The organism is Streptomyces sp. JH34 (genome assembly GCF_029428875.1).
Classification (GTDB): Bacteria; Actinomycetota; Actinomycetes; order Streptomycetales; family Streptomycetaceae; genus Streptomyces.
The window spans coordinates 2013638-2031548 of the sequence record NZ_JAJSOO010000001.1 but is presented as its reverse complement, the minus strand read 5'-3'; the positions used below and the strand labels follow the sequence as shown (position 1 = coordinate 2031548).

The window sequence follows — 17911 nt, the reverse complement described above, 5'->3', positions numbered from 1 at the left end:
CGTGGCTGTTCCGAAGCGGAAGATGTCGCGCAGCAACACGCGCCACCGCCGGTCGCAGTGGAAGGCTGCGGTCCCCACCCTGGTTTCGTGCGAGCGTTGCCAGGAGCCGAAGCTCCAGCACATTGCGTGCCCGAGCTGCGGCACCTACAACAAGCGCCAGGTCCTCGAGGTCTGAGCGGCTGGTGAGAGGCCCGATGTCTGAGTTGTCCAGCTCCAAGAAGCAGACAGACAACATCAACACAGCCTCGTCCCACACGCTTCTGGAAGGGCGGCTCGGGTATCACCTCGAGTCCGCCCTTCTGGTGCGTGCGCTGACCCATCGCTCGTACGCGTACGAGAACGGCGGTCTGCCCACCAACGAGCGGCTCGAGTTCCTCGGGGACTCGGTTCTCGGCCTGGTGGTCACGGACACGCTGTACCGCACCCACCCCGACCTGCCCGAAGGCCAGCTGGCCAAGTTGCGGGCCGCGGTGGTCAACTCGCGTGCACTTGCGGAAGTGGGCCGCGGCCTCGAACTCGGCTCCTTCATCCGGCTCGGCCGCGGTGAAGAGGGCACGGGTGGCCGGGACAAGGCTTCCATCCTCGCCGACACCCTTGAAGCGGTGATCGGCGCCGTCTATCTCGATCAGGGCCTCGGCGCGGCCTCGGAGCTGGTCCACCGGCTCTTCGACCCGCTGATCGACAGGTCCTCCAACCTCGGAGCCGGCCTGGACTGGAAGACCAGTCTCCAGGAGCTCACCGCGAGCGAGAGCCTCGGAGTCCCCGAGTACCTCGTCACGGAGACCGGCCCCGATCACGAGAAGACCTTTACTGCTGCTGCTCGCGTCGGTGGTGTCTCGTACGGCACCGGCACCGGTCGTAGCAAGAAGGAAGCGGAGCAGCAGGCGGCGGAGTCCGCCTGGCGTGAGATCAGCGCCGCCGCCGAGGCGCGGGAGGCCGCGGAGAAGTCCGCTGCCGGTGCAGGGGCCGCCGACACCCCTGCCGCCCCGTCGCCTCACTCGGACGCGGCTCCGGCCTGACCCGTCCGGAAACCCCTCGGTGCCTCCGCGCACCGGGGGGTTTCCGCTGCCCTGCCCCGTTTCCTCCCGTCCCTCCACCTCCCGAGGAGTGCCCGCCGTGCCCGAACTGCCCGAGGTCGAAGTCGTGCGGCGGGGCCTGGAGCGCTGGACCGCCGGGCGCACCGTGGAGGAGGTCGAGGTCCTGCATCCGCGTGCGGTCCGCCGGCACCTCGCGGGCGGCGTGGACTTCGCGGCCCGGCTCCGGGGCCTGTGCTTCGGCACGGCGATGCGCCGCGGCAAATACCTCTGGGTGCCTCTCGACGAGGCGGATTCCTCGCTCCTGGGCCATCTCGGCATGAGCGGTCAGCTGCTCGTGCAGCCCGAGGACGCCGCCGACGAGAAGCACCTGCGGATCCGGATCCGCTTCGACGACGCCCTCGGCACCGAGCTGCGCTTCGTCGACCAGCGGACCTTCGGCGGGCTGTCGCTGCACGACAACACCCCCGACGGCCTGCCCGACGTCATCGCCCACATCGCACGGGACCCCCTCGACCCGGCCTTCGACGACAGCGCCTTCCACCTCGCGCTGCGCCTGCGCCGGACGACGGTCAAGCGTGCTCTCCTGGACCAGTCCCTGATCAGTGGCGTCGGCAACATCTACGCCGACGAGGCGCTCTGGCGCAGCCGGCTCCACTACGAGCGGCCGACCGCGACCCTGACCCGTCCGAGGACGGCGGAGCTGCTCGGCCATGTCCGGGACGTGATGAGGGAGGCCCTCGCCCAGGGCGGCACCAGCTTCGACAGCCTGTACGTCAATGTGAACGGTGAGTCCGGCTACTTCGACCGGTCGCTGGACGCGTACGGGCGGGAGGACGAGCCCTGCCGCCGCTGCGGCACGCCGATGCGACGACGGCCGTGGATGAACCGCTCCAGCTACTTCTGCCCGCGCTGCCAGCGTCCGCCGCGGGTCTCCTGACGTCCCGGGTCCGGTTCCGGCTCAGGCTCCGCGTGCGGCGTCGTACCGGTTCCGGGCCTCGACGACCTCGGGCATCCGGCCCTCGACGAGCTGGATGAGATCCATCAGCCGTTCCGCGACCTGGCGGCCGAGCGGCGTCAGGCGGTAGTCGACGCGCGGCGGGTTGGTCAGCTGGGCCTCCCGGTGCACCAGGCCGTCGCGCTCCAGCGCGTGCAGTGTCTGGGAGAGCATCTTCTCGCTGACGCCGTCGACCCGGCGGCGCAGTTCGTTGAAGCGGGCGCCGCTCTCGTGGAGAGCGCCCAGGGTCAGACCGCCCCAGCGGCCCGTGACGTGCTCCAGCGTCTCCCGTGAGGGGCACAGCCGTGAGAAGACGTCGAAGGCCGCGTCACTGCCGTCCTGTACGTGGTCCGTGGCCGTCTCACTCATGCGGGCCAGCTTACGCCGGTGCAGCGCTCACTTCCGGTGAGCGCTGCACCGGCGTGCTCAGCGGGTCACGACGACGGTCTCGCTCGCGCCCGACTCCGTGCCGTCCGCGTAGAGGACCGAGACGCGGTAGTAGACCGTGGTCGCGGGCGGTGCGGCAGTGTCCCGCCAGTGCCACGTCGTGACGTTGTCCCGGGGCTCGGTGCGGACCAGATCGAAGACCCCGGTCTGCGGGTTCCAACGCCGGACGGCGAAACCGGAGACCTCGGCGAGGTTGCCGGAGCCGCCGAGCGCCCAGGACAGCCAGGCGTTCTGGTCGGAACCGAGGTAGGCGAGGGGCGCCCCGGTCGCGGCCGGGGCGGCCGGGCGCAGGTCCAGCTCCGTGACGTCGACCTCGGTGGCGCCGCCGGTGCCGGGGGCCAGCCGGTTCCCGTACTGGTCCACGGCGACGACGCCGTACCGGACCTGTTGGCCGTCCGCGGGCACGACGTCGTGGAACGTCGTTCCCGTGATCTGCCACGGCTGGAAGTTCGAGGGGTGCGGCACCGCTGTGTAGGTCCACCGTCCGTCGGCCGGCACGCCGCGGAACAGGAGGTAGTGCGCGACTCCGGGGTCCTCGCTCCTGTCCCAGGAGACGGTGACGCCGTTCGACCTGGGCACGGCGGTCACACCGGTGACGGCCGCGGGTGCGGTCGTGTTCCCGACGACGGCGACGGTGAGCTCCTCGGACGGGGTCCCGCCGTTGCCTTCGCGATCCAGCGCCACCACCCGGTAGGTGTACGTGGCGCCGGGCGGCGGGGCGGCGTCCGTGAGGCTGGTCCCCCTCACCTTGCTGCCGACCTCGGTGCGCGTGGCATACCTGGTGCCGGGCCGGTTGGTCCGGAAGACCGAGTAGCCGGCGAAGTCGTCACTGGTCCTCTCGGAGGCGTCCCAGGTCACGGTGACGCCCGCCTCGCTCTCCGAGGCCCGCGCGTTGAGCGCGGTGTCGACGGGACCGGTCCGGTCGTCGCTGTAGTACATCGCGGTGCCGGAGGCCGCGGACTCGTTGCCGTGGGTGTCGACGGCCGTCACGACGTAGTAGTAGACGTCACCGGTCTGCGGAAGCGGTCCGCGGTAGCCACCTCCGGACGAGGCGAGGCGGTTGGCGGCGGTGAGGGCGACCGGCCGGGACGTCGAGCGGTAGACCCGGTACCCGGCGAGGTCGGGCTCGGTGTTGCCGTCCCAGTAGAGGGTGATCTCGGTGGGGCTGCCCATGGCCCAGTTGTCCTCGACGCCTTCCGGGGCGGCGGGGGCGATCCGGTCGACGGTGGTGACGCCCAGGTCGGCGGTGCCGGAGGAGGTGTTGCCCGCCTTGTCGTACGCGCGTACCTCGTAGTAGTAGACGTTGCCGTCCTTCGGCACGGTCGTGTCGGTGTAGGAGGTCGAGGTCGTGGTGGCCAGGGGCTGCGCGGGGTAGGCGGCGCTCTTCAGCCGCCGGTAGACGCGGTACCCGGCCAGGTCCATCTCCTTGTTCCTGGCCCAGGCGACCTTCGTGGACGTGGAAGCCGTGCTGTAGGCCACGGTGGTGCCCGCGGGGACCAGCGGCTTGACCTTGTCGACGCTCGCGGAGGTGCGGGGGGTGTAGGCGAACCTGACGTTCGCGGCGCCGGTCCAGTTCACGAAGTCGATGCGGAGGCTGTGCGTGCCCTTGGGGATCGACACGGCCACCGTCCTGGAGACGGTGGTGGAGACGTTCTTCCAGAGGTCGACCTTGCGGACGCCGTCGACGTGGACACGTATGCCGTCGCGGGTGGAGGCGGTGAAGGTGAAGGGCCCGCCCGATCCGAAGTCGCGGGTCGTGGACCAGCGGACACCGAAGTTGTCGGAGGGCATCCCCTTGTGACCGGGTGCGCCTGTGCCCCAGTTCTGGTCGATCACGGCGCCGCAGTCCGTGCCCTTGGGGGTTCCGGAGAACGTCGTGTTCGCGTAGAACGTCCGCTTGAAGACGGGCGACGCACAGGTCACGGCTGCCGAGGCGGGCGCGGCTGTCGCGAGCAGGGTGCCCGCGGTGGAGAGTACGACGGCGGCGGCTGTGACCACCGTGGTGCCTCTGGATCGGTTCATTCGTTCCTTCGCTTCTGATCATCTGCGTCACGAAGTGACTGCCGACGATCAAGACTCTTACGAAGGGGGCATGGTTGTAGGCCGCCAGGACCGGCCCGGCGGCCTACGGGGGCGGAGCGCGGAAGACCCCTGCCGGTCCGGGGACGGGCAGGGGTCCTGCGGTGTGCGGCCGGTGAGGCCGCGGGCTTCTCAGAAGCCGAAGTCCTGCGTCCACCAGGGGCCGCCGGAGCCGAGGTGGACGCCCACGCCGAGCGTCCTGTAGTCGCAGTTGAGTATGTTCGCGCGATGGCCGTCGCTGTTCATCCAAGCGTCCATCACGGCCTGTGCGTCGGCCTGGCCGCGTGCGATGTTCTCGCCGCCGAGACCCTGCACACCGGCTGCGGCGGCACGGTCCCAGGGGGTCGCCCCGTCGGGGTCGGTGTGGCCGAAGAAGTCGCGGGCGGCCATGTCCTCGCTGAAGTCCTGGGCGAGTGCCGTGAGCGAGGCGCTGGTGGTGACCGGACTGCAGCCGACCTTGGCCCGCTCCTGGTTGACCAGGGTGAGCACGGCCGCCTGCGCGGAGGTGGCGGACGGGCTCGCCGGAGCCGAGGGGGTGGCCTTCCCGGTGGGGGTGGCCGACGAGGTCTTCGGAGCGGCCGGGGCCTTGGTCGCCGGGGCGGACGAGGCGGACTCCTTCGGCTCGGCGGCCGGTGCCTTCGTCCGTTCCGGCGTCTTCGACGCGGACTTCGACGCGGAGGCGGAAGGCTTCGTGCTCGGCTTCGCGCTCGGAGTGGCGGAGGGGGACTTCGAGGGTGCGGCGGAACGCCCCGCACCTCTGTCGGCCTCGGCCGACGCCGAGGCCGAGGTGCGCCCGGTCGGCTCTGCGGAGGACCCGCCCTGGGTCAGCAGGTCGGGAGCACCGCCGGCGTGGACCTGGTCGGCCGCGCCGCCCCCGCTGATGCTGTAGCTGTCGCCCCCCGGCAGCAGGCCGGACGCGACGGCGACGGCTCCGACGGCAACGGCGGCGGAGACTCCGAGGAGCCCGGCGCGTACGGGTATGCCCGCCCGCTTCTTCCGGCGTGCGCCGCGGTACCCGTCCTCGGAGCCCGCCGCGTGCTGCTCAGCGGCGGGGGCCGCGCCTGCGCGTCGATGCCGTCCCATGCGCTGTGCCTTCCTCGTGCTCCGGGCGCCGTTCCGACGTCACCGTATTCAAGATCCGACTCACCCGTTCGGGTGAGGCTATTGCGAGGGGACCTTACGCCATGGCGGATTGGGGCGGCGTACTCCTTGAGTAATTGGCCGGTTAGCGTTCGGGCATGAACGAAGAAGCACGACTCGTCGTCTGGGTACGCGGCCGAGTACAGCAAGTAGGGTTCCGCTGGTTCACCAGGGAAAATGCTTTGGAGATCGGAAAGCTCACCGGCTTCGCGCTCAATCTGGACGACGGCAGGGTGCAGGTGGTGGCCGAAGGGCCGCGTGAGAATTGCCACCGTCTGCTGGACTGGCTCGGCTCCGACGACACACCCGGCCGCGTGGACGGCGTCACTGAGATCTGGGACACGCCCCGCGGCGGTTATGAGGGATTCGCGATCCGCTGATTCCTCCGGGGAATGGAGGTGGATCCGGTGGGTGCCGAAAGGGCGGCGCCCGGCCGTCCGGAGGTGATGTGAGGGGCGCGCACCCGAAATGACCTGCGGAAGTAGTCGGCGCATGCACATGGTTGCCAAGGGCCGCGCACCGTGCGAGGCTGCGGCATTGACGAAGATCTCCACGCCCCTCGGGAACCCGCAGGAGAGCCGCGCCGCATGATCGTCGAGCGGCGCGCCCCGGGACGCCCGGTCCGTCGGCGTGTGATCGTGTTGACCGTCAAACTTTTTGGTGAGACGCTGAAATCCCCGCGCACCTTAGCTGTTCGGCAGAGCTGGAGACAGCGGAACAGCAGTGGATACAGAGCACTGCCGAACACCGCGGGTGCGATTCCCATACGACCCACACCGCATCGGTCGGTCACTCAGTGTGGAGGACCAAGCATCATGGCAAAGGCGCTTCTCGGTTACGTCGGCGGTTCCGACCCGCGACTCCTCGCCGAGATGCGACGGCTTCAGAAGCGTGTCCAGGACCTGGAATCCGAGCTCGTACGGATCCAGGACGAGAATGACGCGCTCAACGCCGCCGCCCAGCACCAGGAGTCGTTGCTCGACAGCATCGACATCGACGTACCCCAGGCGGAGCCCGCGCTGACCTGACCCCCAGGCCCTGCCGGGGCCGGTCGGGCCGCAACGCCACCCGCTCGGGATCAACCACCGAAGTCTTCGTCACGGATCGTCGTCCAGGACCACCGGGGATCGCTCGGTATCCGGCCGGTTCGCGCGATCCGTCACGCAAGGCTGTGCTCGGATGACTGCACGGCGCTGCCGTGCGGCATTCACCAGGGACGCTCCGGCGTCCCTTTTTTCTTTTACCCCCGGCCCCGTCCCCGCCCCGTCACTCTTCGCTTACCGTCTGATGTGCCCTGCACCTTCATCAGCGAAACCGAGAGTGAAAGGTAGAGTCCGGCGGCGTGCACCTCAAGGCCCTGACCCTCCGCGGTTTCAAATCGTTCGCCTCCGCCACGACCCTGCGGTTCGAACCGGGCATCACCTGTGTCGTCGGCCCCAATGGTTCGGGCAAATCCAATGTGGTGGACGCGCTCTCCTGGGTCATGGGCGAGCAGGGGGCCAAATCCCTGCGCGGCGGCAAGATGGAAGACGTGATCTTCGCCGGCACCACGGGAAGGCCTCCGCTGGGACGCGCGGAAGTGTCACTGACGATCGACAATTCCGACGGTGCGCTGCCGATCGAGTACGCCGAGGTGACGATCACCCGGATCATGTTCCGCAACGGCGGCAGCGAATACCAGATCAATGGCGACACCTGCCGGCTGCTCGACATCCAGGAGCTCCTCTCGGACTCCGGTATCGGCCGCGAGATGCACGTCATCGTCGGCCAGGGCCGGCTGGACTCCGTCCTGCACGCCGATCCGACCGGGCGCCGCGCCTTCATCGAAGAGGCGGCGGGCGTGCTCAAGCACCGTAAGCGCAAGGAGAAGGCGCTGCGGAAGCTGGAGGCGATGGGCGCGAACCTCGCCCGCGTGCAGGACCTCACCGACGAACTGCGCCGCCAGCTCAAACCCCTGGGCAGGCAGGCCGCCGTGGCCCGCCGGGCCGCCGTCATCCAGGCGGACCTGCGGGACGCCCGGCTGCGGCTCCTCGCCGACGACCTGGTGCGGCTGCGTGAGGCGCTGCGCGAAGAGATCGCCGACGAGGCCGCCCTCAAACAGCGCAGGGAGGCGGCGGAGTCGGAACTCAAGGCGGCGCTCGCCCGTGAGGCCGACCTGGAGGACGAGGTCCGCCGGCTGGCGCCGCGTCTGCAGCGGGCCCAGCAGACCTGGTACGAGCTCTCGCAGCTGGCCGAGCGCGTGCGGGGCACGATCTCGCTCGCCGACGCCCGGGTGAAGAGCGCCGAGGCTGCTCCCGAGGAGGAGCGCCGCGGACGCGACCCGGAGGACATGGAGCGTGAGGCCGCCCGGATCCGCGAGCAGGAGGCGGAGTTGGAGGCGGCGCTCGAAGCGGCGGAGCACGCCCTGGAGGACACCACCGCGCACCGGGCCGATCTGGAGCGGGAGCTGGCGTCCGAGGAGCGAAGGCTCCGGGACGCCGCCCGGGCCATCGCCGACCGGCGCGAGGGGCTCGCCCGGCTCAACGGCCAGGTCAACGCCGCCCGCAGCCGGGCGGGTTCGGCGCAGGCCGAGATCGACCGGCTGTCCGCGTCCCGGGACGAGGCGCACGAGCGTGCGGCCGCGGCCCAGGAGGAGTACGAGCAGCTCGCGGCGGAGGTCGAGGGGCTGGACGCCGGTGACGCGGAGCTGGCGGAGCGGCATGACGCCGCCGAGCGGGAGCTCGCCGCGGCGGAGGAGGCCCTGAGCGCGGCGCGCGAGGCGGTCACCGCCGCGGAACGCAGTCGCGCCGCGGTCTCCGCCCGGCACGAGGCACTGTCGCTGGGACTGCGGCGCAAGGACGGCACCGGGGTGCTGCTCGGCGCGGGGGACCGGCTGTCCGGACTGCTCGGCCCACTCGCGGAGCTGCTCACGGTGGCCCCGGGGCACGAGGTGGCGGTGGCGGCGGCCCTGGGCGCGGCCGCCGACGCCGTGGCCGTGACGGATCCCGGCACCGCTGCGGACGCCATCCGCCTGCTGCGCAAGCAGGACGCGGGGCGCGCCGCGCTGGTCCTGGGCGGAGCGAGAGCCGGGCAGGTGCCCGCGCAGGGCACCGAACAGCTTCCGGGCACCCTTGCCGGCCAGGTACCCGGGCAGGCGTCCGGGGCGGGGCAGGGCCGCCGGACCGTCACCGCGACCGGCGCGGAACAGGCCCCCGATGGCCCCGTCCCGGCCGACGGCGAGGCGGCAGCGGCCGGCAGGCCGGCGCCGCCGGAGACCTCGGTCGCCATCGGGGAGTCCTCCGCGCCGGCCGTCGCCGGGCTGCTGCAGGGGCCCGCCGAACTGATGGCGGCCGTACGGCGGCTGGTGCGTGACATGGTCGTCGTGGGAACCCTGGAGGACGCCGAGGAGCTGGTCGCCGCCCACTCCGGACTGATCGCCGTCACCGCCGAGGGCGACGTGCTGGGCGCGCACTTCGCGCACGGCGGATCGGCCGGGGCGCCGACCCTGCTGGAGGTCCAGGCCTCGGTGGACGAGGCCGCCGCCGAACTGGCGGAGCTCGCCGTGCGCTGCGAGCAGCTGGCTTCGGACCAGCGTGCCGCTGCCGCCAGGCGCGGCGACCGTGCGGCCCGGGTGGAGGAACTGCGGGAGCGGCGCCGGGCGGCCGAGCGGGAGAAGTCCGGGGTGGCGCAGCAGCTCGGGCGCCTGGCCGGGCAGGCACGAGGCGCCGCGGGTGAGGCCGAGCGGACGACCGCGTCCGCGGCCCGCGCCCAGGAGGCGCTGGAGCGGGCCACCGAGGAGGCGGAGGAGCTGGCCGAGAGGCTGCTGGTGGCGGAGGAGGCCCCCGTCGAGGAGGAGCCCGACACCTCCGTACGGGACCGGCTCGCCGCCGACGGTGCCAACGCACGCCAGACCGAGATGGAGGCCCGGCTCCAGGCCCGTACCCATGAGGAACGCGTCAAGGCGCTCGCCGGGCGGGCCGACGCCCTCGACCGGGGAGCCCGCGCCGAGCGTGAGGCGCGCACCCGCGCCGAACAGCGCCGCGCCCGGCTGCGTCATGAGGCCGCCGTGGCCGCCGCCGTGGCGTCGGGCGCCCGGCAACTGCTGGCACACGTCGAGGTCTCGGTCGTGCGGGCGGAGGAGGAACGGAGCAGGGCCGAGGCGGCGAAGGCCGAGCGTGAGCGCGACCTGGCGGCTGAACGCGGCCGGGGCCGGGACCTCAAGGGCGAGCTCGACCGGCTCACCGACTCCGTGCACCGGGGCGAGGTGCTCGGGGCCGAGAAACGGCTGCGCATGGAGCAGGTGGAGGCCAAGGCGCTGGAGGAGTTCGGCGTCGAGCCGGCCGGACTGGCCGCGGAGTACGGCCCGGGGCAGCCGGTACCGCCGTCCCCCGCCGCGGAGGGGGAGGAACTCCCGGCGGATCCGGGGCATCCGCGCAACCAGCCGAAGCCGTTCGTCAGGGCCGAGCAGGAGAAGCGGCTGAAGACGGCCGAACGGGCGTACCAGCAACTCGGGAAGGTGAATCCGCTCGCCCTGGAGGAGTTCTCGGCACTGGAGGAACGGCACAAGTTCCTCTCGGAGCAGCTCGAAGACCTGAAGAAGACCCGGGCCGACCTGATGCAGGTGATCAAGGAGGTCGACGAGCGGGTCGAGCAGGTGTTCACGGAGGCCTTCCGGGACACCGCCCGCGAGTTCGAGGGCGTCTTCTCAAGGCTCTTCCCGGGCGGCGAGGGCCGTCTCGTCCTCACCGACCCGGACAACATGCTGACGACCGGTCTCGACGTCGAGGCGAGGCCGCCGGGCAAGAAGGTCAAGCGTCTCTCGCTGCTCTCCGGCGGCGAGCGATCCCTTACGGCCGTTGCCCTGCTGGTGTCCATCTTCAAGGCCCGGCCGAGTCCCTTCTACGTCATGGACGAGGTCGAGGCGGCACTCGACGACACCAATCTGCAGCGGCTGATCCGGATCATGGAGGAGCTCCAGGAGAGCTCCCAGCTCATCGTCATCACGCACCAGAAGAGGACGATGGAGGTCGCCGACGCCCTCTACGGCGTCTCGATGCAGGGCGACGGAGTGTCCAAGGTGATCAGCCAGCGGCTCCGCTGAGGGCTCCGGACATCGGCTGACGGGTGGGCACATCCTCTTTACCTAATTTTCAACACTTCAACGCACCTTTTGGGTGGTCCTGGGTACTTGTGAGGGACCGAACGGCTCGAACCCAACTCTTGACTTCGAAACTTGAACGCATAACCTCAGCAATGTTGTTTTTACCTTCAAGTGGTGGTCGGCCAGAAGTTGTGCGCCACTGGGAGGGCTCACCCCCCACACCTGACGTTGTTGCCAGGTACCAGGAGTTCATGTGACCAGCACAGCGAGCGGACCGGAGTCCGGCGCCCGAGGGGCGCACCCGGACCATCTCGGACACGTCATCTTCATCACGGCAGCCGCGGCGATGGGCGGCTTCCTCTTCGGCTACGACAGTTCCGTGATCAACGGTGCCGTCGAGGCCATCCGCAGCCGCTATGACATCGGATCAGGGACGCTGGCCCAGGTCATCGCCATCGCTCTGATCGGCTGTGCCATCGGCGCGGCCACGGCGGGGCGGATCGCCGACCGGATCGGCCGCATCCGCTGCATGCAGATCGCCTCCGTGCTGTTCACCATCAGCGCCGTCGGTTCGGCGCTGCCGTTCGCCCTCTGGGACCTCGCCATGTGGCGGATCATCGGCGGCTTCGCGATCGGCATGGCCTCGGTCATCGGCCCGGCGTACATCGCCGAGGTCTCGCCGCCCGCCTACCGAGGGCGACTCGGTTCCTTCCAGCAGGCGGCCATCGTCGTCGGCATCGCCATCTCCCAGCTGGTCAACTACGGCATCCTGCAGATCGCCGACGGCGACCAGCGCGGGGAGATCGCCGGCTTCGAGGCGTGGCAGTGGATGCTCGGCGTGATGGTTGTGCCCGCCATCCTGTACGGACTCCTGTCCTTCGTGATCCCCGAGTCCCCGCGCTTCCTGATCTCCGTCGGCAAGAGGGACCGCGCCCGGAAGATCCTCGAAGAGGTCGAGGGCAAGAACGTCGATCTCGACGCGCGCGTGAACGAGATCGAGACGGCCATGCACCGTGAGCACAAGTCCAAGTTCAGCGACCTGCTCGGCAGCCGTTTCGGCTTCCTGCCGATCGTCTGGGTCGGTATCGGCCTGTCGGTCTTCCAGCAGCTCGTCGGTATCAACGTCGCGTTCTACTACTCGGCGACGCTGTGGCAGTCCGTCGGCATCGACCCGACCGCCTCGTTCTTCTACTCGTTCACCACGTCGATCATCAACATCATCGGCACCGTGATCGCCATGATCCTCGTGGACCGGGTGGGCCGCAGGCCCCTCGCCCTCATCGGCTCCACCGGTATGGCCGTCGCCCTGGCGTTCGAGGCCTGGGCCTTCTCCGCCGATCTCGTCGACGGCAAGCTGCCCACCACCCAGGGCACCGTCGCCCTCGTCGCGGCCCACGTCTTCGTGCTCTTCTTCGCCCTGTCGTGGGGTGTCGTGGTCTGGGTCTTCCTCGGCGAGATGTTCCCGAACCGCATCCGCGCCGCCGCCCTCGGTGTCGCCGCCTCGGCGCAGTGGATCGCCAACTGGGCGATCACCGCGAGCTTCCCGAGCCTGGCCGACTGGAACCTCTCGGGCACCTACATCATCTACACCTGCTTCGCCGTGCTCTCGATCCCCTTCGTGCTCAAGTTCGTGAAGGAGACCAAGGGCAAGGCGCTGGAGGAGATGGGCTAATCCCCGCTGCCCCTCTCCTCGACCCCGCTGCCCCGGGCCGGCCCATGCCGGTCCGGGGCAGCGTTCTGCTCCGGGCCCGAGCGGTCCGGCGTTCCGCCGCCCCGCGCCCGTCGGGCCGACGTGGAGTCAGAACCTGACGGGGGCGCCGGCCGTTCCGTCCGCCGGGCGGGGCAGCGCCGCGTACACCCCCGCGGCGACGAGGATCGTGACGGCCCAGCCCAGCCCGTGCCGCCCGGTCCAGGAGGCGCCGAGCGGGCCGGTGAACCACTCCACGTCGGTGAAGAGCAGACCCACCACGAGCGCCGTGCCCCAGGCCGCCATGGCCTGTCCGCCGTACCCGGCCGAGTACCAGTAGCCGCTGCCGGGCGTGGTGTCCATGAGGGCCGCGGCGTCGTACGTGCGCCCTCGGAGCAGGTCCACCACGAAGACCCCGGTCCAGGCGGAGAACGTCACGCCGAGCAGGGTGAGGAAGGAGAGGAAGGTGTCGAGGAAACTCGTCGCCACCATCATCAGCGTCCCGCCGAGGAGCAGGCTGATCGTCGCGTTCACCCCCACGGCCCAGGCGCGGGGGACCGCGAATCCGAGCGTCTGCGCGGTGAAGCCCGCGGAGTACATCGACATCGCGTTGACCAGCATCATGCCCATGACGGCGGTCAGCAGGTACGGCACCGAGATCCACCGCGGCAGCAGCTCGCCGATGAACGCCACGGGATCCTTCGCGACGGCCAGGTGCGGTGAGCTCACCGCCATCACCGCGCCCATCAGCGCCATCGGCGGGACGGTGACGAGCGCCCCTCCCACGGCAGCGCCGACCATCGCCCGGTCCGAGGCGGACCTGGGCAGGTAGCGGGCGAAGTCCGGCGCCGAGGGGACCCAGCTGAGACCCCCGGCCACCAGCGTCCCGATCCCGGCGGCCATCATCGCCGCCGTGCCCGGCGGCTGCTCCAGGACGGTCCGCCACGGGGCCGTTCCGGCCAGATGGACGAGGACGACGAGACTGGTGCCTCCGAACAGGCAGACGGAGACCCGCGAGGCCGTCCGCAGCGCCCTGATCCCGATCCCCGACACGAGGAAGCCCGCGGCGACGAAAGCCGTCAGGGTCACCAGGATCAGTGTGGGGGTGCTGCGGACACCGGCCAGCAGGTGCAGGACGGCCAGCAGGGCGTAGGAGCCGGTTACCGCGTTCACGGTCTCCCAGCCCCAGCGGACCACCCACAGCAGGGCTCCGGGGAAGAGGTTGCCCCGCTGCCCGAAGACGGCCCGGGACAGTGCCATGCCGGGGGCCCCGCCGCGTTTCCCCGCCACGGACACGAGGCCGACCAGGCCGAAGGACAGCACCGATGCCGTGACCGCCACGGCGAGCACCTGCCAGAAGTTCAGCCCGTTGAAGACCGTGAGCCCGGCTCCCACGGTCAGCAGCAGCACCGTCATGTTGGCCGTCACCCAGGTGGGGAACAGGGTGCGGACCCGGCCGGTGCGCTCGTGATCGGGGACGGGATCCAGGCCGCGGTTCTCCACGGGCAGCAGCGTACCTTTACCCCCAAACGTGGCAAACCGGCTACCTGGCTGGCACCGGTCACGGTCCTTGACCGCGCCGGACCGCGGCCGTGGCCGATACTGGACGCGTTATGGAAATCGTCATCCTTGCTGTAGTCATCGCCCTGGTCGCGGTCGGCCTGATCAGCGGGCTCGTGGTCAGCAGCCGCAAGAAGAAGCAGCTGCCGCCCTCGGCGCCGTCGAGCACGCCGACCATCACTCCTCCCGCCGAGCCCCGTGTCGGCGAGGAAGCCGAGGCGCCGCGCGACGAAGCGCGGCGCACCATCGAGGAGGTCGGTCTCCCCGGCGCCGGGACTCCCGTCGAGGAAACCCCCGTCGTCATCGAGCCGGAGGTACCCGAGCTCGAAGTCCCCGAGCCCACAGCGGGCCGCCTGGTGCGGCTCCGTGCCCGGCTCGCCCGTTCGCAGAACTCCCTGGGCAAGGGCCTGCTCACCCTCCTGTCCCGCGACAACCTCGACGAGGACACCTGGGAGGAGATCGAGGACACCCTCCTCACCGCCGACGTCGGCGTCGCGCCCACCCAGGAACTGGTGGAGCGGCTCCGTGAGCGCGTCCGCGTCCTCGGTACCCGTACGCCCGACGAGCTGCGCACCCTGCTGCGCGAGGAGCTCGTCGCCCTGCTCGGTCCCGATCTCGACCGCGCCGTGAAGACGGAGGGCGGCGCCACGACGCCCGGCGTCGTGATGGTCGTCGGGGTCAACGGCACCGGCAAGACGACCACGACGGGCAAGCTCGCCCGGGTGCTCGTGGCCGACGGCCGCAGCGTCGTGCTGGGCGCCGCGGACACCTTCCGCGCCGCCGCCGCCGACCAGCTCCAGACCTGGGGCGAGCGCGTCGGTGCCCGCACGGTGCGTGGCCCCGAGGCCGGCGACCCCGCCTCGATCGCCTTCGACGCGGTCAAGGAGGGTATCGCCGAGGGTGCCGACGTCGTACTCATCGACACCGCGGGCCGGCTGCACACGAAGACCGGCCTGATGGACGAGCTCGGCAAGGTCAAGCGGGTCGTCGAGAAGCACGGGCCGCTCGACGAGGTGCTGCTCGTCCTCGATGCCACGACCGGGCAGAACGGCCTCGTCCAGGCACGTGTCTTCGCCGAGGTGGTCGACATCACCGGAATCGTCCTCACCAAGCTGGACGGCACCGCCAAGGGCGGCATCGTCATCGCCGTCCAGCGCGAGCTGGGCGTGCCCGTGAAGCTCATCGGCCTCGGCGAGGGGCCGGACGACCTGGCGCCGTTCGAGCCGGGCGCCTTCGTCGACGCGCTGATCGGTGACTGACCGGCACACCCGCGCACAGGCGTGAAGGGCGGTGTACCCGAGAGGGGTCACCGCCCTTCGGCGTTCACCAGCGGTGGCATATGTAGGCGAGGGTGCCCAGCAGTAGCCGGGCCTGCGGAGGAGCAGCGGCGGTGTCGGGATCCGGCGGACGCAGCCAGTGGACCGGGCCCAGCCCCCCGAGATCGGACGGGGGAGCGGTGACGTACGCGCCGGGGCCCAGCGCCCGCAGGTCCAGATCGGCGTCGTCCCAGCCCATCCGGTAGAGCAGCCCGGGCAGCCCGGCCGCTGCCCCCGGGGCGACGAAGAACTGGGTGCGGCCGGTCGGCGTCACCGCGACCGGCCCCAGCGGCAGTCCCAGGCGCTCCATCCGCACCAGGGCGCGCCGGCCCGCCGCCTCGGCGACGTCGAGCACGTCGAAGGCCCGGCCCACGGGAAGCAGCAGCGCGGCTCCGGGCACCTCCGCCCAGGCGTCCGTCGCCGTTTCCAGGGTGGCGCCCGACGGCACCTCCCGGGCGAAGTCCAGCGGATGCGCTCCGGGGGCGGCGCAGGCGGAGTCGCCGCACGAGCAGACGCCTCCTGCCGCACGCGCTCCCGGCGCCACGGCCCAGCCCCAGAGTCCTGTGTACTCGGCCACCGCGGTCGCCCCGGCCGCACGGCCGCGGCGCCGTGTGCCGGACCGCATCTCCCGGATGCCGCCGATCGTGAAGCCCATGCCCCCTCCAACGGGTTCGACTCACCGGTGGTTACGACCCGGAGTCCTCGGCGCTCGACGTCGTACCGACGCACTTCGCGTGCCGGTGATCCGCCGGCGCACCGGGGTGGCGTCCGAGGGGGCGCGATGTGGACCGCGCGCTCCTGAATGCTTCACTCCGCTCGCTGCTGATCGCGGCCTGTCAAGTGAATCGCGGACAGTGTCGATCGGGTTCATCCGAAGGGGTGGCGAATGGTGGCGTTTCCGCAACTGCCCTCGCCGCAGCGGTGATCGTAGGATTACCGTGGGTACTCGAACCTGCAATTGCATCTGCAGTTGAGTATGCCTCGGGCAATCCGCCGATCTGTTCGATGGTGCGCGAGGCCCGTACGGACAGCGCCGAGGCGCGGCATTCTGATAGAGGTTCGCGCGACAGGTTTCAGCGGGATGGGGGCGTTCCAGTGAGTGGCAGCGGCGCAGGCGAGGCGAATGCCGGGAAGCGTCCCAACGGGCAGTTGGGTTCGTGGTTCGTGCGCAGCGGCTGGTCGAAGGGTGAGCTCGCCCGCCAGGTGAACCGGCGGGCCCGCCAACTGGGTGCCCACCACATCAGTACCGACACCTCGCGGGTGCGCCGCTGGCTGGACGGAGAACAGCCCCGTGAACCCATCCCGCGCATCCTCTCCGAGCTGTTCTCCGAGCGCTTCGGCGCCGTCGTCTCCGTCGAGGACCTCGGTCTGCGCGCGGCTCACCAGGCACCCTCGGTGGCGGGGGTCGACCTGCCGTGGGCGGGCCCGCAGACCGTCGCGCTGCTCAGCGAGTTCTCCCGCAGCGACCTCATGCTCGCCCGGCGCGGATTCCTCGGCAGCTCCCTCGCCCTGGCCGCCGGCCCCACCCTCGTCGAGCCCATGCAACGCTGGCTGGCGCCCGTCAACCGCCCCGGGCAGGCGGAACCCGAGCTGCCCACCGCCGAGAGCCGTCCCTCGCGGCTCTCCGGCCCCGAGCTGGACCTGCTCGAATCGACCACGGCGATGTTCCGCCAGTGGGACGCCCAGTGCGGCGGGGGGCTGCGCCGCAAGGCCGTCGTCGGCCAGCTCCACGAAGTCACCGACCTGCTGCAGGAGCCGCAGCCCCGGGCGACCGCGAGACGCCTGTTCCGCTGCGCCGCCGAACTCGCCGAGCTCGCGGGCTGGATGAGCTACGACGTCGGCCTCCAGCCCACCGCCCAGAAGTACTTCGTGCTCGCCCTGCACGCCTCCAAGGAAGCGGGCGACAAGCCGCTGGGCTCGTACATCCTCTCCAGCATGAGCCGCCAGATGATCCACCTCGGCAGGCCGGACGACGCACTCGAACTCATCCACCTCGCCCAGTACGGCAGCCGCGACTGCGCCACCGCCCGGACCCAGGCCATGCTGTATGCGATGGAGGCGCGCGCCTACGCCAACATGGGCCAGCCCAGCAAGTGCAAACGAGCCGTCCGGATGTCCGAGGACACCTTCGCCGACGCCCTCCTCGACGACGAGCCCGAGCCCGACTGGATCCGCTTCTTCTCCGACGCCGAACTGCACGGCGAGAACTCCCACTCCTACCGTGACCTCGCCTATGTCGCCGGCCGCAGCCCCACGTACGCCTCGCTCGCCGAGCCCGTCATGGCCCGCGCGGTCGAGCTCTTCGGCGAGGACGACGAGCACCAGAGGTCCTACGCGCTCAACCTGATCGGCATGGCCACCGTGCACCTCCTCAAGCGCGAGCCGGAGGAGTCGGCCGTCCTCGCCACCCGGGCCCTGAGGATCGCCAAGAAGGTCCGGTCGGAGCGCGTCAACACCAGGCTCCGCAAGACCGTCGACACCGCTGCCAGGGACTTCGGGGACGTTCCCGAGGTCGCCCTGCTCACCGAGTTGCTCACCGAGCAGCTCCCGGAGACCGCGGAAGCGGTCTGA

The 17911-nt window shown here is 70.9% G+C and carries 14 protein-coding genes; 9 read left to right on the top strand and 5 right to left on the bottom strand.

Annotation, left to right across the window (positions count from 1 at the left end; all coding sequences use genetic code 11):
- Position 1 precedes the first annotated feature (1 nt).
- The 3 genes from rpmF to mutM all read left to right on the top strand — a co-directional run bounded on the left by rpmF (position 2) and on the right by mutM (position 1974).
- On the top strand, positions 2–175 hold the full coding sequence (rpmF, locus tag LWJ43_RS08720; protein ID WP_003965982.1) for a 50S ribosomal protein L32: 174 nt from the start codon (positions 2–4) through the stop codon (positions 173–175).
- A 19-nt stretch (positions 176–194) separates the two neighbouring features.
- Positions 195–1019 carry a ribonuclease III gene (gene rnc, locus LWJ43_RS08715; RefSeq protein ID WP_277331725.1) on the top strand — a complete coding sequence of 275 codons (825 nt, stop codon included), beginning with the start codon at positions 195–197 and terminating at the stop codon, positions 1017–1019.
- 97 nt (positions 1020–1116) lie between these two features.
- Positions 1117–1974 carry a bifunctional DNA-formamidopyrimidine glycosylase/DNA-(apurinic or apyrimidinic site) lyase gene (gene mutM, locus LWJ43_RS08710; protein WP_277331724.1) on the top strand — a complete coding sequence of 286 codons (858 nt, stop codon included), beginning with the start codon at positions 1117–1119 and terminating at the stop codon, positions 1972–1974.
- 21 nt (positions 1975–1995) lie between these two features.
- Here the strand turns inward: mutM and LWJ43_RS08705 are convergent, their stop codons facing one another.
- The 3 genes from LWJ43_RS08705 to LWJ43_RS08695 form a co-directional block, all read right to left on the bottom strand.
- The gene (locus LWJ43_RS08705) at positions 1996–2400 is read right to left on the bottom strand and encodes a winged helix-turn-helix transcriptional regulator (RefSeq protein ID WP_277331723.1); all 405 of its coding nucleotides are present in this window, start codon (positions 2398–2400) and stop codon (positions 1996–1998) included.
- 57 nt (positions 2401–2457) lie between these two features.
- Positions 2458–4500 (bottom strand): PA14 domain-containing protein, encoded by a 2043-nt coding sequence (locus tag LWJ43_RS08700; protein ID WP_277331722.1) that lies wholly within the window; start codon positions 4498–4500, stop codon positions 2458–2460.
- Positions 4501–4689: 189 nt separating this feature from the next.
- Positions 4690–5640, bottom strand: coding sequence for a CAP domain-containing protein (locus LWJ43_RS08695; protein ID WP_277331721.1), 951 nt, complete (start codon positions 5638–5640; stop codon positions 4690–4692).
- A gap of 155 nt (positions 5641–5795) precedes the next feature.
- On the opposite strand from LWJ43_RS08695, the gene LWJ43_RS08690 reads away from it, so the two are divergent.
- From LWJ43_RS08690 to LWJ43_RS08675, 4 genes are all read left to right on the top strand, one after another.
- Positions 5796–6077: an acylphosphatase gene (locus tag LWJ43_RS08690; RefSeq protein WP_277331720.1), complete on the top strand. Its 282-nt coding sequence runs from the start codon at positions 5796–5798 to the stop codon at positions 6075–6077.
- Between the two features lie 435 nt (positions 6078–6512).
- A complete protein-coding gene (locus LWJ43_RS08685; protein ID WP_033304037.1) occupies positions 6513–6725 on the top strand; it encodes a hypothetical protein in 213 nt (70 codons plus the stop codon).
- A 314-nt stretch (positions 6726–7039) separates the two neighbouring features.
- Positions 7040–10777: a chromosome segregation SMC family protein gene (locus LWJ43_RS08680; RefSeq protein ID WP_277331719.1), complete on the top strand. Its 3738-nt coding sequence runs from the start codon at positions 7040–7042 to the stop codon at positions 10775–10777.
- A gap of 253 nt (positions 10778–11030) precedes the next feature.
- Positions 11031–12449, top strand: coding sequence for a sugar porter family MFS transporter (locus LWJ43_RS08675; RefSeq protein ID WP_277331718.1), 1419 nt, complete (start codon positions 11031–11033; stop codon positions 12447–12449).
- A gap of 126 nt (positions 12450–12575) precedes the next feature.
- Here the strand turns inward: LWJ43_RS08675 and LWJ43_RS08670 are convergent, their stop codons facing one another.
- On the bottom strand, positions 12576–13967 hold the full coding sequence (locus LWJ43_RS08670; protein WP_277331717.1) for a purine-cytosine permease family protein: 1392 nt from the start codon (positions 13965–13967) through the stop codon (positions 12576–12578).
- Positions 13968–14077: 110 nt separating this feature from the next.
- On the opposite strand from LWJ43_RS08670, the gene ftsY reads away from it, so the two are divergent.
- A complete protein-coding gene (ftsY, locus tag LWJ43_RS08665; RefSeq protein WP_277331716.1) occupies positions 14078–15283 on the top strand; it encodes a signal recognition particle-docking protein FtsY in 1206 nt (401 codons plus the stop codon).
- Between the two features lie 64 nt (positions 15284–15347).
- Here the strand turns inward: ftsY and LWJ43_RS08660 are convergent, their stop codons facing one another.
- A complete protein-coding gene (locus LWJ43_RS08660; protein ID WP_277331715.1) occupies positions 15348–15995 on the bottom strand; it encodes a bifunctional DNA primase/polymerase in 648 nt (215 codons plus the stop codon).
- A 440-nt stretch (positions 15996–16435) separates the two neighbouring features.
- On the opposite strand from LWJ43_RS08660, the gene nsdA reads away from it, so the two are divergent.
- A complete protein-coding gene (nsdA, locus tag LWJ43_RS08655; protein ID WP_277331714.1) occupies positions 16436–17911 on the top strand; it encodes a transcriptional repressor NsdA in 1476 nt (491 codons plus the stop codon).

Excerpts from the sequence above, each read along its gene's own strand:
- LWJ43_RS08660 (WP_277331715.1), bottom strand. The coding sequence starts at position 15,995 with ATGGGCTTCACGATCGGCGGCATCCGGGAGATGCGGTCCGGCACACGG.
- ftsY (WP_277331716.1), top strand. The coding sequence starts at position 14,078 with ATGGAAATCGTCATCCTTGCTGTAGTCATCGCCCTGGTCGCGGTCGGC.
- LWJ43_RS08705 (WP_277331723.1), bottom strand. The coding sequence starts at position 2,400 with ATGAGTGAGACGGCCACGGACCACGTACAGGACGGCAGTGACGCGGCC.
- LWJ43_RS08690 (WP_277331720.1), top strand. The coding sequence starts at position 5,796 with ATGAACGAAGAAGCACGACTCGTCGTCTGGGTACGCGGCCGAGTACAG.
- rnc (WP_277331725.1), top strand. The coding sequence starts at position 195 with ATGTCTGAGTTGTCCAGCTCCAAGAAGCAGACAGACAACATCAACACA.
- LWJ43_RS08700 (WP_277331722.1), bottom strand. The coding sequence starts at position 4,500 with ATGAACCGATCCAGAGGCACCACGGTGGTCACAGCCGCCGCCGTCGTA.
- LWJ43_RS08685 (WP_033304037.1), top strand. The coding sequence starts at position 6,513 with ATGGCAAAGGCGCTTCTCGGTTACGTCGGCGGTTCCGACCCGCGACTC.
- LWJ43_RS08695 (WP_277331721.1), bottom strand. The coding sequence starts at position 5,640 with ATGGGACGGCATCGACGCGCAGGCGCGGCCCCCGCCGCTGAGCAGCAC.